Source organism: Lamprocystis purpurea DSM 4197, from assembly GCF_000379525.1.
GTDB classification, from domain to species: domain Bacteria; phylum Pseudomonadota; class Gammaproteobacteria; order Chromatiales; family Chromatiaceae; genus Thiodictyon; species Thiodictyon purpureum.
In genome coordinates this window covers 1-14,224 of record NZ_KB902540.1, presented here as the reverse complement: position 1 = coordinate 14,224, position 14,224 = coordinate 1, and the positions used below count along the sequence as shown (strand labels likewise).

The following is a 14,224-nucleotide window of genomic DNA, read 5'->3' as shown; positions in this document are numbered from 1 at the left end:
CGCGCTCATTCACCAGGCGGTCACCGGATTGCCGGGGACCGCCGCCTCGTCACCAGGGGTGTCAAGTCCCATGTCAGGTCCAATTGTCCGCGGATTCACTGAAAGAAGCGTGCCGGCCGCCAATCTCCGGCCGTCAGCCGACAGCGGTCGCGACGCGGTCGATGCGATCGGCCGCGGCGCTTTAGACGGCGCCGCCGGTGCAGTGGATGACGTGCCGCCGCGACCGCGCGGCAGCCGACGGCGGCTGGGCCGCTTCTTCGCCGGGCTGCTGTTCCTGTTACTGTTCTTGCCGTGGCTGTCCGTGTTGGGGGCCGAGGGCAGCGTCGGCCGAGAGGCGATGGCGGACGCCATGTCCCGCATGATGGAAGCCATGGGTTTGATGGGCTCAGGTGGTGATGCGGCCCGGGCCATGACCAATGGGGGCGGACCTGGGATGTCCGCGGTTCCGGGGATGCCCCTTGACCAGGCCGGTGAGGTGGGCCGACAGATGATGGAGGGGATGGTCTCGGGAGGCGCGGGCGGGATGCCCTGGACCGGTGCGGCCCTCGGGGGTATCTGGGAGTCCGCCGGGGGCGGACTGTTGATCGTCGAGGGTGGTCATTACCGACTCTACGCCCCGAACTGGGCCTTCGTGGACGGCACGCTTCAGGTCACCGGCGACCGGGTGCGGATGGTCAGCCGCCGCGCCGGTTTCAGTCTGGAGTACGAGTTTGCATTGGACCAGGGGCGGCTGGCGCTGCGCGACGCGCAGGGACAGGTGTTTCTCTACCGTCGGTTGGTGCTGGACGGCGGGGGTTAGGCGAATTCTCCCGACCGCGGAGTCTGGAAGAACCATGTCTCAGGTCAAGGCCAGGCGCACCGCGACCAGCAGCAGGAAACAGCCGAAGGCGCGCTTGAGCAGCCCCACCGGGAGGCGGTGAGCCAGGCGCACGCCCAGCGGGGCGGCCGGCATGCTGGCCACGAGCATGATCAGCACCGCCGGCCAATAGACGAAGCCGGTGCTGAAGGCCGGCAGTCCATCGCGCCCCCAGCCAACCACCAGGAAGCCGATGGCCCCGGCCACGGCGATGGGCAGTCCGCAGGCGGCGGAGGTCCCGACGGCCTGGCGCATCGCCACCCCGCAGCGGGCAAGAAAGGGCACGGTGATGGTCCCCCCGCCGATGCCGACCAGGGCCGACAAGACGCCGGTCCCGCCCCCGACCGCCCAGAGCCCCGCCTTGCTCGGGAGCGGCCGTTGGGTTGCCGAGCGCGACGGGATCAGCATCCGCAGGCCCACATAGAGCAGGAACGCGGCAAACAGGCGTTTGAGCCAGAGTTCCGGCATGACCCCGGCGATGGCCGCGCCCGCCCAGGCCCCGAGTACGATCCCCGGTGCCAGCCCGGCCACCAGGTCCCAGCGCACCCCGCCGCGGCGATGGTGAGCCAGGGCCGAGGCCGCGCCGGTGCCGACGATGGTCGCGAGCGAGGTCCCGACCGCCAGATGCGGCACCCAGTCGCCGCCGATCCCGAGATGGCCGAACAGGAACATCAGGGCCGGCACCATGATCACGCCGCCGCCGACGCCGAAGAGGCCGGCGAGGAGTCCGGAGAGCACGCCGGTGAGCAGGAATCCGGTCAGATCGAACAGTGGCATGATGGCAGGGCTGAGTAATGCGTGGATCGTTTGGCGGAAATCGCCTTAGAGCCGATCACTCAAATCGCGCACTGAAAACCCGCGCCAGGGTCCGGCGACCCCGCGAGCCAGCCCCAAGACCTTGAAGCGCTCGCCCATGGCGCTGGGCAGCAAGAGCTGTTTGGCTGCCTGGGCCTGATTGAGTGTGTTCTCGATGGTGCCTGACTCGATTGTCAGGAAGCGGTCGATGCCGCAGCCGATCAGGAACTGAGCTTGGGTGGCGAAGCCGGCGATCACGAACCCGGCGGCCAAGCCGGCGTGGGCGACGGCACTGAAATCGACATGGGCCGTGATGTCCTGCAGCCCGAGCTGCCGATAGGGGTCGCCGTGGGCCTGGTGGCGCCAGTGGCACATCAGAGTCCCCATGGTGCGGTCGCTTTGGTAGTAGGCCGCCGCCGGGTAGCCGTAGTCGATCAACAGGACCAGACCCGCGGTCAGGGCGTCGCCGACCGCGGCGAGCCAGGGACCGGCCCGCAGGTTGATCTCGGAGCTGTAACCTGGTGTGCGGGCGAAACCGGCGTCCTGGATGGCCGCGAGTGCGGCGGCCAGCCCGACGGAGCGGATGGGCGCCGCGACTTCGCTCAAGGTTCCGTCGCGGTCGGTGACGAAAATCTCGAGCGGTTCGCCGTCCGGTCCGATGCGGAAGCGGTGAACCGGCATCGCGTCCAGCACCTCGTTGGCCAGCACCACACCGCGCAGGTCGACCGGTAGTCCGGTCAGCCACCGGCAGCGTTCGACCAGGTGCGGCACCGCGCTGCCGAGCCGTTCGCGTTGGCGCGCCTGCAGCTCCGGACTCGGCTCCAGGATCAGATAGCGGCCGGGGAGAGCGCCCAGTTGGTCCAATCGGGTCAGCACCGCCGCGGCCAGCGCGCCGCTCCCGGCGCCGAATTCCAGCAGGTCTCCCCCTTGCAGTCGCTGCAGGGACTCGGCACACTGGACGGCGACGCAGTCTCCGAACAGCGGTGAGAGCTCCGGCGCCGTGACGAAATCCCCGGCGCTGCCGAACTTGGCGGCACCCGCCACGTAGTAGCCGAGTCCGGGGGCATAGAGCGCCAACTCCATGAATTGGTCGAAGGGCAGCAGGCCGTCGGCGTCGACGATCGCGGCGCGGATCCGTTCGCGCAGGCGGGTGCTGTGCCGTTCGGCATCCGGGTCGGCGCCTTGGGGCCGTGAATGGGTCGAGTGCTGGTGCATGGTGCGCGGCGTCGGTCGGGATCATTCAGCCGCCGATTAGACCCGGCTTGCGGGGTTCAAAGCAAACCAGGACAACGCTGGGCTTTGAGCGGGGCGCAACGGCCCCTACCATTAGGGGCTCGGTCAGCCGGCTGGTCGGTCGTATCGTTGGGGCCACGATGCGTTTGTGCCGGGTTCTCCGGGTCATTACGCGCCAGCGTTCGGGCCTAAAACACCGCGCCGCGGCGGGCGGCAGGGGTCCGCTCCCCAGGTGTTCCGGTGCTGCGCCCCGCCATTCCGGCGTATCCGGCGATGCGGAAAAATGACCTAACTCTATGGATAAAAAATAATTATCGAAAATTTATCAATTTTTAGAAACAATTCTTCGTATTTAGTTCCTCACTAGCGGGCAACCTCTGCGACAATAGCCCCGCGATGACGCGCGGGCTGCAGACCCGTATCCCCAAAACCACCAAGCGAGAGAGGTTCAGCAGAGCCATGTCAGCAGATAGCAAAAAACGCGTATTCGCTTTCGAGGAAGGTGACGGCAAGAACAAGCACCTCCTCGGCGGCAAGGGCGCCAACCTGTGTGAGATGACCCAGATCGGGCTCAACGTGCCGCCTGGCTTCGTGCTCTCCACCGAGGCGTGCCTGGAATTCCTGGCTTCGCCGACCAAGGAACTGCCGCCCGGGCTGTGGGAAGAAGTCCAGACGCAGATGACCGCGCTGGAGAAGAAGACCAAGAAAGGCTTTGGCAGCGCCGAAGAGCCGTTGTTGGTCTCGGTGCGTTCCGGCTCGGCGATGTCCATGCCCGGCATGATGGATACCATCCTCAACCTGGGTCTCAACGCCAAGACGCTGCAGGGCGTGATCAAGGCCACCGGTGACGAGCGCTTCGCGTACGACGCCTACCGCCGCTTCATCCAGTTGTTCGGCAAGATCGCGCTGAACGTGGACGACACGTTTTTCGATAAGCAGTTCGAAATGGTCAAGAAGGCGGCGGGCGTCAAAGAAGACGTGGCGCTGTCCGCGAGCGACCTGAAGGATACCGCCGAGCGCTTCCTGCGCGTGGTGCAGGAGCAGACCGGCCGGCCCTTCCCGGAGGACCCGTACGAGCAGCTCCTGATTGCTATCAAGGCCGTGTTCGGCTCCTGGGGCGGCAAGCGCGCGGTGGACTACCGCCGCCAGTTCAACATCACCCCGGCCATGGCCAACGGCACCGCGGTCAACATCTGCACCATGGTGTTCGGTAACCGCGGCGACGACTCCGGCACCGGCGTGGGCTTCACCCGCGACCCCGGCACCGGCGAGAACCTGCTCTACGGTGAGTACCTGGTCAACGCCCAGGGCGAGGACGTGGTCGCGGGCATCCGCACCCCCAAGCCGCTGGTCTCCCTCAAGGCCGATATGCCGGAGATGGCCAAGCAGCTCGACGCGCTGCGCGACCGTCTGGAGGGCCACTACAAGGAAGTGCAGGACTTCGAATTCACCATCGAGCGCGGCATCCTGTACTGCCTGCAGACTCGCAACGGCAAGATGAACGCCGTGGCCCAGGTGCGCACCTCGGTCGAGATGGTCAAGGAAGGGATCATCACCAAGGCCCAGGCCCTGCTGCGCGTCGCCCCGGACAGCCTGGAGCAGATGCTGTTCCCGCGCCTGGACCCGAAGGCCAAGGCCACCCCGGTGGCCTCCGGTCTGCCGGCCTCTCCCGGTGCCGCCTCCGGCATCGCGGTGTTCGACGCCGATCGTGCCGAGATGCTCGGCAAGGAGCAGGGGTTCAAGGTTATCCTGGTCCGTGAAGAGACCAAGCCCGAGGACATCCACGGCTTCTTCGCCTCCGAGGGCATCCTGACCTCGCGCGGCGGCAAGACCTCGCACGCGGCGGTGGTGGCCCGCGGCATGGGCAAGTGCTGCGTGGCCGGTGCCGAGGGCATCCACGTCGATGTGGACAAGCGCATCGCCATCGTCGGCGACACGAGCTTCAAGGAAGGCGACATGATCACCCTGGACGGGACCTCCGGTAAGGTCTATCTGGGCGAGATCCCGACCGTCGAGCCGGAATTCACCGACGAATTGGTCACCCTGCTCAGCTGGGCCGACGAAGTGGCGCGGATCAAGGTCATGGCCAACTCCGACACCCCGGTCGACGCCAAGCGCGCACTCAAGTACGGCGCCGTCGGCATCGGCTTGGCGCGTACCGAGCGCATGTTCAATGACCCGGCGCGGTTGCCGATCGTCATCGACATGATCGTTGCCGACACCAAGGAAGAGCGTCAGGAAGCGCTTGACCGGCTGCTGCCCCTGCAGCAGCAGGACTTCAAGTCCCTGTTCGAGGTGATGGCTCCCTACCCGGTGGTGATTCGTCTGCTCGACCCGCCGATCCACGAGTTCCTGCCCAACGAAAACACTCTGGTGCGCGAGATCACCGAGTTGCAGCAACTCGCCAAGAACGCCCATGGCCTGACCGCCCTGGGTGCGGCGATGACGCTGATGCAGGCCCCGGACAAGGTCCGCGCCGACGTCGACGGTCTGCGCCGCCAGCTCGACCCGATGCTGGTGGAGTCGGTCATCGTCAAGAAGGAGCGGATGCTCCGCAAGGTGCGCGCGCTGTTCGAGACCAACCCCATGCTCGGCCATCGCGGCGTGCGTCTGGGCATCAGCTTCCCCGAGATCTACCAGATGCAAATCCGGGCGATCCTCGAAGCCGCCGCCGAGTGCCAGGCCGCCGGCGTCGAAGTCCACCCCAAGATCAAAGTACCCCAGGTCTGTACGGCCCAGGAACTCAAGATCGTCAAGAAGTGGGTCGACGCCATCCATGACGAGATCAAGGCCCGCACCGGCAAGCCGGTGAAGTTCCAGTTCGGCACCATGATCGAAGTCGTGCGCGCCTGTATGCGCGCCGAGACCCTGGCCGAGCAGTCGGAGTTCTTCTCCTTCGGCACCAACGACCTGACCCAGGCCGCCTTCTCCTTCTCGCGCGAAGATGCGGAAAACAAGTTCCTGCCGCTCTACACCGAGTCCGAGGTCCTGCAGGACAACCCCTTCGAAGTGCTGGACGAGAAGGGCGTGGGCAAGCTGATGGAGCTGGCGGTCAAGTGGGGCCGCTCGGTCAAGCCGGATCTCCTGGTCGGCATCTGCGGCGAGCACGGCGGCCACCCGGCAGCCATCGCCTTCTGCGACAAGATCGGGCTCGACTATGTGTCCTGCTCCGGTCCGCGCGTACCGGTCGCGCGGCTGGCGGCGGCGCATGCGGCGCTGCACGCGGCGAAGTAAAAGGAGCCGGGGCGTCCCGCCCCGGTGACTTGGGTGGGGGCGGGATGCCCCAGCGCTCCAGTTGATCCGCCCGCGTATCCGCAAGGATGCGCGGGCGGTGTCGTTTTGGGGTTATCCTTGGCCTCATCGCCATTTCGGCCAGCGACCTGCGGCTCTCGTGACATCGCTCCAGAGTTTGGGCAAGTATTCCTTGTCGATTGGGCTGAGGAACGAAGCCCAACGAGCAGCCAAACGTAAGGCGCTGAAATGTTGGGGTTCGTTCCTCACCCCAACCTACGGCATTGCGATGGCTTCGGGTTCGGAGCCAATACTTTCACAATCTCTCCAGCGGGGTCATGTTTGTCCCAGGAGCTGTGCACCCCGAGCGGCGGCGGCCGGAATGATGATCAACGCCCTTCGTCCGGAGCCGATCCATGCTGACCATTACCGTCGACATCCCCGATGACCTCGCGGCCAATTTCGATACTCCCGAGGCGCTCCGCCGGGCGCTGTTCGAGGATTTCGTCATCGAGCAGCGCCAACGTGGCGCTATCAGCCTGGGTAAGGCGGCGGAGTTGCTTGGTATTAGCTATCCTGAGGTCTTTGATCTACTGTGCAGCAAAGGGCTCAGCCCGATCAACGCCAGCCCTCAAGACCTGGACGAGAGCTATCGTCGCTTGGTTGAACTGATGGACAAGGGTTCTCGCGCTGGCCTTGGAGCGACGCGCCGATCTGCTGCTGATTGACGACAAGAAGGCGAGGAACGAGGCCGGTGATCTGGGGTTTCAGTGCGCGTTTACTACTGACGTGCTCCGCTTCGCGGAGCAGCGCGGGATCATTGCCTCGGTTGCCGAGATCGTCGAGGGGCTGCATGGGGCTCGAATCTATCTGCCTTTCGGTGCGGGACAGCGTAGGGGTTCCCACTGGTGAGATTGCAAAGTTTTTTATCTAGTGTTTGGAGCGGCTCTATCGCTATCATGCACATTATTAGCCGTAAACGCCTGAACCTGTTCGCGGACCAATATCCGGACAGCCGGTCCGCCTTGGCGCACTGGTACAGCCTCGCCAAGCGGCACGATTTCTCATCCTTCGCCGACCTGCGCAAGGTCTTTCCTGCGGCCGACCAAGTTGGCAAGTTGACCGTTTTCAATGTCGGCGGCAACAAGGTGCGGCTGATTGCCGCCATCCACTACAACTGCGCCAAGATCTATGTCCGTGCGGTACTGACCCACGCGGAGTACGACAACGGCAAGTGGCGGGAGGACTAAGCGATGCAGACTAGCGAAATCACCGCGGCGTTAGGGTCTTGGCCTCTGCTGTCGCCGCTGCTTTGTGTCCCTCGCACTGAGGAAGATTACGAACACCTGGTGTCCTTCCTGGATCGTCTGGTCGACGAGGTGGGCGAGGACGAGTCCCATCCCCTGGCCTCGCTGATGGAGATCGTGGGGGTTCTGATCGAGCGGTACGAGGATTGCCACGTTCCTGAACTGGCGGAATAGCGCCCGGCCCTCGGAGTGTCGCGCGGACCGGTTGCAGGCTCGTGCGCCAGCCATCTACACTGCGCTGGAGATTGCTACACGGCGATATCCCATGGCCCTGAATATCCGCAACGCAGAAACCGAACACCTCGCCGCGCGGCTCGCCAGCCTGACCGGGGAAACCAAGACGGCCTGCTGCGTTGATGGTCATCGACCCCTCGGCACTGCTTGCGACTATGCCCTGGCCCTCACGCTCGATGAGCCTTTGCTCTACAAGTGCGATGACGTTCCGCTAACCGATGTCAGAGCGGCCTTTCCGGCGCGGCCATGATCCTGGATTGAACTGAGCAGCAAACGCTATTGAAGTGAAGGGTCGCCGGAAGAGCTTACATGTCTACCAAGGCCCCGTCCGTTCCGCAAGCCGCCGATCCTGGCACTGCCGCGGGCGCGCCCCAGCCCCAGTTCATGGTCGTCCCCTCGCTGGCCTGCCCAGCCCGCTGCGGCTACTGCTTCGGGCCCCACCAGGGTCCGATCATGTCGCCCGAGGTCGCGGACGCGACCGTCGCGTTCATTGCCCGCATCGCCGAGGAGACCGGCATGACCCGGGTCCGAGTGACCTTCCACGGCGGTGAGCCGCTGATGGCCGGCTCGGGCCTGTTCCGTCGGATACTCACCGGACTGCGGGACCGCCTGGGTGCCGACCGGCTGCGCCTGGCCATTCAGAGCAACCTCTGGCACCTCGACGACGAATTCTGCACCCTGTTTCGGGAGTACCGGGTCGAGATCGGTACCAGCCTCGACGGCCCGGAGTCGATCACCGACGCTCAGCGCGGCGCCGGCTACTTCGCCCGGACCCTGGCCGGCATCCGCCGCGCCCAGGCCCACGGCCTCCAGCCGGGCTGCATCGCCACCTTCACCCCCGCCAGCGCTCCGCGCTGGCGGGAGGTCTTCGATTTCTTCCTGAACGAACGCCTGGGCTTCTCCGTCCACCCCGCCTTGCGCCCGCTCGGCGGCGGCGACCCGCGCCACGCCCTGCCGCCGGACGACTACGGCCGGCTCCTGTGCGACTTGGCCGACCACTACATCGCCCACCGGCGCGACCTGGCGATCGGCTCGCTGGATCAGGTCTGCCAATCACTCGGCACCGGCCAGGGCCAGACCTGCACCTTCCGCGACTGCCTGGGGATGTTCATCGCCATTGACCCCAGCGGCGACCTCTACCCCTGTCAACGCCTCTGCGGACACCCCGACTGGCGCCTCGGACATCTGGCCGACCGCCCCAGCCTGGCCGAACTCCTGGACGCGCTGCCTGCCCGCCGCCTTGCCGAACGCGAGCGGCGCATCACCGAAGACTGCGCCGGCTGCGCGCACCTCCCCTACTGCCGCGGCGGCTGCCCCTACAACGCCGCGGCGGCCGGCGACAGCGCGGGACGCGATCCCAACTGCCCCGCCTACCGCACCCTGTTCGACCACCTCCAGCGACGCCTGACCGTCGAGCTGGCAGCCCCCGAGAATATCGACGCGGTCGCCGCCCGCCCGTGGGACGGGCAGGTACACCCGCTGCTGCGCCGCGGACCCCTGATCGATCTGGTCCGCGCCCCGCCGCACCCGCACCAGGTCGCCCGCACCGCCCGGCGCATCGTCGCCGCCGTGGAACTGGCCCGCGGTCCGGACCGGCCCGCGGTCGCCGCGCGGCTGGTCGCCATGGGCATCTGCCGCACCCAGGCCTCCGGCGAGGCGTCCCTCGCCGGGCTCTGGTCGGAGTTCTATCCGCCGACCCGTCGGCTCAACAACCTCTACCTGCACCTGACCTGGCGCTGTCAACTGCGGTGCAGCCATTGCTACGCCCGCGCGGACGCGCACGGCGGACAGCAAGGGGACATGCCAGTCGCCGACCTTAGCCGATTGCTCAGTGAAGCGAGAGAGACGCAATTCCGTCAGGTTATCCTCACCGGCGGCGAGCCGCTCATGCACTCGCAACGCCCCGCGCTGCTCGCGACATTGACGCGTGCCCGTGAGCGGGTGGCGCCGATGAACCTGATCCTGCGCAGCAACCTGGCACTCCCGCTGCAACTGGACGACTTGCGCCAGATCGCCAGGGCCGTCGATCAATTGGTCGTAAGCGTCGATGGCGATGAGGCCACACACGACGCCCGCCGCGGTCCGGGCAGCTATGCTCAGACGGTGCAAAACCTTGAAGCCTATCAAGATGCCGCCGCCCGGCTGCCCGGTGCCGCCGAGTTGTCCCTGGCCGCGGTCATGCGCGCGACCGACAGCGCCGGGCCGCCCGGTGACGCCGTGCGCGACCTGGCGGGCCGCCTGAAAGTCCGCCGCACCCGCTTCCGCCCGATACTCCCGATCGGCCGAGCGGCGGACTGGGACGAGCCGCCCACCTCCGAGGCACTCGGTGCCCATGCCGACCCGCTGGAGCTGATCGAGGGCGGTTTCCGGCCGGTCGCGGGCTGCGGACTCGGGCAGAACCTGTATATCGAACCCTCCGGAGAGGCGTTCCCATGCTATGCCTATCATCGGCCGCACGGCATCCTGGGCAACGTCGTTGCGGAGGGGCTCGCATCCGTGATCAACAGCGCCCGATTCGCGGACTTATGCGGGCATAGCGTGGACACCAATCCGCGCTGCAAGGAGTGCGAGGTCCGCTACCTGTGCGGCGGGGCCTGCCGGGCCTGGGGTGGCGAACGGACGCAATACGATTTGGATGCGCCGCCGCCGGAGTGTCAGGGATTGAAGGCCAGAGCTGAGGGGTTGCTCCGGGCGGCATTGGTCTATCTGGATTTTGGTTCACGATCAGGCAATGAGGATTGAGGGCATGTTCAAGTCTCTAATAGTCTGGTGGAAGATTCGCAGGAACATTCGGCAGTTGGATTCCTCGGCTTTATTCGCGAGAAGAACAGCCGCAAAGGCACTAGGTGCTCTCGGCGATGTGCGGGCGGTAGAACCGCTGATTCAAACGCTGGGAGACGCTGATCCTCTTTTGCGGTCCGACGCTGCCGACGCACTGGCGAAGTTCCGCGATGCGCGAGCGGTCGAACCGCTGATCCAAGCGCTGGTGGATGGGAATTCCGACGTGCGAAAAAAAGCCGCCGCGGCTCTGGGAAAATTCGGCGATGCTCGGGCGGTCGAACCGCTGATCCGGGCGCTGGGAGATTTCGATGAAGCAACGCGTCTTCATGTCGCAATAGCGCTGAAAGCTCTTGGAGAGCCGACTTGGATGCAATGGGTAAGAGGTGACGATCAGGACATCGAACGTATCGCGAACAGCGATGATCCACGCGCCAACGAACCGCTGATCTGGGCGTGTTTGCGCGGAAATGGCATTCCGAGAAGCACGGCGGTCGAAGCGTTGCGCAAGCGAAACGATGCAGCTATCGTGGATTGCCTAATTGAGGCGTTGGCGGATACCGACGACAGGGTCAGGTGCAACGCCGCTGACGCCCTCGCGAAGTTAGGCGATGCACGGGCAGTCAAACCGCTGATCCGGGCGCTGAAAGACAGAAATCAGCATAACCGCGGTAGAGTAGCGGACGCCCTGGGACAGTTCGGCGACGCGCGTGCAATCGAGCCGCTGATGCTGGCGCTGAGGAACGTCGATCATTTTGATAGTCAACGTAAAGTCGCCGATGCCCTGGCGAAATTCGGCGATGCAGCAGCTGCACCGCTGCTCCGGGCGCTCGAAGATCCCAACTTGGACGTCCGACGCACCGCGGCTGAAGTGTTAGCAAGAGGGAATCCGCGTTGGATGCAGTCCGTCAATCATGCTCAGGCAGTGGAACCGCTAATTCGCGCGCTGGGAGATACCGACGGAGAGGTCCGGCGCTACGCCGTCAACGCCTTGTTGAAGTTAGGCGCTGCGCGGGCCTTGGATTCGCTGGTCCGGGCGTTGGAACATAAAGACCCATTCGTCCGGCGCTGCGTCGCCGACACCTTGGCGAAGTTAGGTGATGCGCGGGCGGTGGACCCGCTGGTGCGGGCGCTTGAAGACAAAGACCAGTATGTCCGGCGCAGCGTCGCCGCCGCGCTGGCGAACCTCGGCGATGTACATGCTATCGAACCGCTGATCCTGTCGCTGAGGACTGCCGACCAGGTTGTCCTACCTGAGCTCGCCGATACCCTCGCGAAGTTCGGCACTGCGGCGGTAGATCCACTGATCCGGGCACTGGGAGATGCCAATATTTTTGTACGAAGGACCGCCGCCGAGGTGCTGGCCAGATTGGGCGAACCGCGTTGGAAAGACTTTATTCAAAACGATTCTTATGATATCTCGCGGCTCGGAAGTTCCGGTGATTCAAGGGCAATCGAGCCGCTGATCCTGGCACTGGGCGGTACCGACAAAGACGTCAGACGCCGCGCCGCGGACGCGCTTGCCAAGTTGGGTGACGCACGAGCGATCGAACCGCTGACCCGGGCGCTGAAAGACAAAGACCGGTATGTGCGCAGCACCGTCGCCGACGCCATCGCGAAGTTCGGCAATGCCGCAGTCGAACCGCTGATCCGAACACTCACAGATCCCGACTTCGGCGCGCGCCGCGCTTCCGCTGAGCTGCTGGCAAAATTGGGGGAGTCGCGTTGGATGGACTGCATTGGAGAAGACTATATCTCCGCGCTCGAAAGATGCGGAGATGCACGAGCAGTCGGGGCGCTAGAACAGGCTCTGGAAAATGGCCAGGCCCGCGCCGCCGACGCCCTCGCGAAGTTGGGCGGCCACCGGGCGTTCGAGTCACTGATCGGGGCGCTCAGAGGAAATGACCAATATGTCCGCGGCGACATCGCCCAAGCCCTGGCGAAGTTCCATGATCCCCAAGCGGTGGAACCGCTAATCCAGGCTCTGGCGGAATCGGGCGACAGGGGACGACGTGGCGCCACCAAGGCACTTGGCGAGTTAGGCGATACCCGCGCGATCGAACCGTTGATCCGGGCGCTCAGCGATTCGTGCGTAGATGTGCGGAGGCATGCCGCCGAGGCACTTGGGAAGTTCGGCGATGCCCGGGCCGTCGAACCGCTGATTCGGGCGCTGGAGGACTCCGACTCAAGTGTCACGTGCAGCGCCGCCGCAGCGCTTGGGCAACTGGGCGATCCCCGTGCCGTCGAACCGCTGATCCGAACCCTCACGGATTCCAAAGGCTCTGGACAGGGCAGCGCCGCCGTAGCGCTTGGGCAACTGGCCGATCCCCGGGCCGTCGAACCGCTGATCCGAACCCTCACGGATTCCAAAGGTTCTGGACGGGGTAGCGCCGCCTGGGCACTGGGGAAGCTGGGCGATTCCCGGGCGGTCGAGCCATTGATCCAGGTGCTGGGGAGTTGCAGTGGTGACGTGCAACGCTGGGCTGCCGTGGCCCTGGAACAACTCGGGGAGTCCCAATGGGCAAGCTTGATCACCGGAGGAATGGGTGATCTTGAGCGCGTGGCCAATAGCAGCGACGTGCGCGCAGTGGAACTACTGATGCCCCCACTGATCGAAGACGCCATTCTGAACTTGGACCATAGTGATTTCAAGGTACGCCATGCCGTGGCCCTGGAATTGCGCGTTGTTGCTGTGCGACACCCGAACTTGCTCAGAAGCCGTTGGCATTACGTTGCGGCTCTATGTCGCGCGCGCCACCAGTCTTCTTACCTATCAACCGGAAACTCTTCAGATTGCGTCAGCACTCATGAAGATAAGGGGATTGGAATTGATTTCCCCGACAATCCAATCGGCGAGAGCGTGCTGCCGACAGATTTTTGATTCGCCGCCCGGGGCAAACGGGATCATCGCCCGGCGGATGCCCGCCGGGCGATGCTCCAGCGTGGTGCATAGCCCGCGTAGCCCGCTTAGGGCGGAACGCGCAGCGGTTCCGCCATCTGGGGGCTCGCGTAATGGCGGATCGCCCTGCGGGCATCCGCCCTACAGGCGACTCCGGGCGACGGGTTTACGGCGTCCCGTGCCATGTGCAGTCGCTCGCTTGGCTCCCGGGGTCCCGTGCCGCAACTTTGACCAATGCCAGATAATCCATGACCGACCACCGCGACCCCGACCCAAACGAGCCCCGCGCGGCCGACTTCGACTCCCCCTGGAAAGAGGCGATCGACGCCTATTTCCAGCCCTTCATGGCGCTGTTCTTCCCCGCCGTGCATGACCGGATCGATTGGACCCGACCCTATGAGTTCCTGGATGCCGAACTGCAACGGATCACGGGTGACTCCGAGATCGGCCGCCGCTATGCCGATCGCTTGGTCAAGGTCTACAGCCGCGAGGGGGCCGAACTGTGGCTGTTTCTTCACATTGAGGTACAGGCCCAGGCCGACGTCCGGTTTCCCGAGCGCCTGTTTCAATACTATTATCGGATTTATGATCGCTTCGGGGCGGTGGAGATCGTTATATAGTGGACCCTGAAAACCGGACAGTAATTTAAGCTCGCGTCGAACCAAAAGGGGCATATCATAATGGGCGAAGCGAAGCGCAAGACGTACACGGCATCCTTCAAGGCCAAAGTCGGCCNGGAGGCGATCCGCGGGGTCAAAACGACGAACGAGATCGGACAGGAGCATGGAGTCCATCCGGTCCAGGTGGGGCAGTGGAAAAAGGAGATCCTGGAGCAGGCCGGGACGCTGTTTGAAACCAAGCGTGGACGTCAGAAAGTGGACGATCAGGCTG

At 64.9% G+C, this 14,224-nt stretch carries 12 protein-coding genes; 10 read left to right on the top strand and 2 right to left on the bottom strand.

Annotated features, from left to right (window positions below; translation table 11 throughout):
* Positions 1–70 precede the first annotated feature (70 nt).
* Positions 71–799 (top strand): hypothetical protein, encoded by a 729-nt coding sequence (locus A39O_RS0126240; RefSeq protein WP_157640429.1) that lies wholly within the window; start codon positions 71–73, stop codon positions 797–799.
* A gap of 39 nt (positions 800–838) precedes the next feature.
* Here the strand turns inward: A39O_RS0126240 and A39O_RS0126235 are convergent, their stop codons facing one another.
* The gene (locus A39O_RS0126235; RefSeq protein ID WP_020507632.1) at positions 839–1,633 is read right to left on the bottom strand and encodes a sulfite exporter TauE/SafE family protein; all 795 of its coding nucleotides are present in this window, start codon (positions 1,631–1,633) and stop codon (positions 839–841) included.
* Positions 1,634–1,678: 45 nt separating this feature from the next.
* On the bottom strand, positions 1,679–2,866 hold the full coding sequence (locus A39O_RS0126230; RefSeq protein WP_020507631.1) for a class I SAM-dependent methyltransferase: 1,188 nt from the start codon (positions 2,864–2,866) through the stop codon (positions 1,679–1,681).
* A 477-nt stretch (positions 2,867–3,343) separates the two neighbouring features.
* Between A39O_RS0126230 and ppdK the strand changes: the two genes are divergently transcribed.
* From ppdK to A39O_RS0126175, 9 genes are all read left to right on the top strand, one after another.
* Positions 3,344–6,118: a pyruvate, phosphate dikinase gene (gene ppdK / locus A39O_RS0126225; RefSeq protein WP_020507630.1), complete on the top strand. Its 2,775-nt coding sequence runs from the start codon at positions 3,344–3,346 to the stop codon at positions 6,116–6,118.
* 413 nt (positions 6,119–6,531) lie between these two features.
* Entirely contained in the window at positions 6,532–6,843 is a 312-nt protein-coding gene (locus tag A39O_RS0126220) for a UPF0175 family protein (RefSeq protein ID WP_020507629.1), read from the top strand.
* A 231-nt stretch (positions 6,844–7,074) separates the two neighbouring features.
* Entirely contained in the window at positions 7,075–7,365 is a 291-nt protein-coding gene (locus tag A39O_RS0126210) for a type II toxin-antitoxin system HigB family toxin (RefSeq protein WP_020507627.1), read from the top strand.
* Between the two features lie 3 nt (positions 7,366–7,368).
* A complete protein-coding gene (locus A39O_RS0126205; protein WP_020507626.1) occupies positions 7,369–7,596 on the top strand; it encodes a hypothetical protein in 228 nt (75 codons plus the stop codon).
* A gap of 91 nt (positions 7,597–7,687) precedes the next feature.
* A complete protein-coding gene (locus A39O_RS42370) occupies positions 7,688–7,906 on the top strand; it encodes a type II toxin-antitoxin system VapB family antitoxin (protein ID WP_020507625.1) in 219 nt (72 codons plus the stop codon).
* 59 nt (positions 7,907–7,965) lie between these two features.
* Positions 7,966–10,398 carry a TIGR04083 family peptide-modifying radical SAM enzyme gene (locus tag A39O_RS37165; RefSeq protein WP_083924899.1) on the top strand — a complete coding sequence of 811 codons (2,433 nt, stop codon included), beginning with the start codon at positions 7,966–7,968 and terminating at the stop codon, positions 10,396–10,398.
* A gap of 4 nt (positions 10,399–10,402) precedes the next feature.
* The gene (locus A39O_RS0126185) at positions 10,403–13,315 is read left to right on the top strand and encodes a HEAT repeat domain-containing protein (RefSeq protein ID WP_169338498.1); all 2,913 of its coding nucleotides are present in this window, start codon (positions 10,403–10,405) and stop codon (positions 13,313–13,315) included.
* Between the two features lie 266 nt (positions 13,316–13,581).
* The gene (locus A39O_RS0126180) at positions 13,582–13,953 is read left to right on the top strand and encodes an RpnC/YadD family protein (protein WP_020507621.1); all 372 of its coding nucleotides are present in this window, start codon (positions 13,582–13,584) and stop codon (positions 13,951–13,953) included.
* 60 nt (positions 13,954–14,013) lie between these two features.
* On the top strand, positions 14,014–14,224 hold a 211-nt coding region (locus A39O_RS0126175; RefSeq protein ID WP_020505828.1), incomplete at its 3' end, for an IS3 family transposase.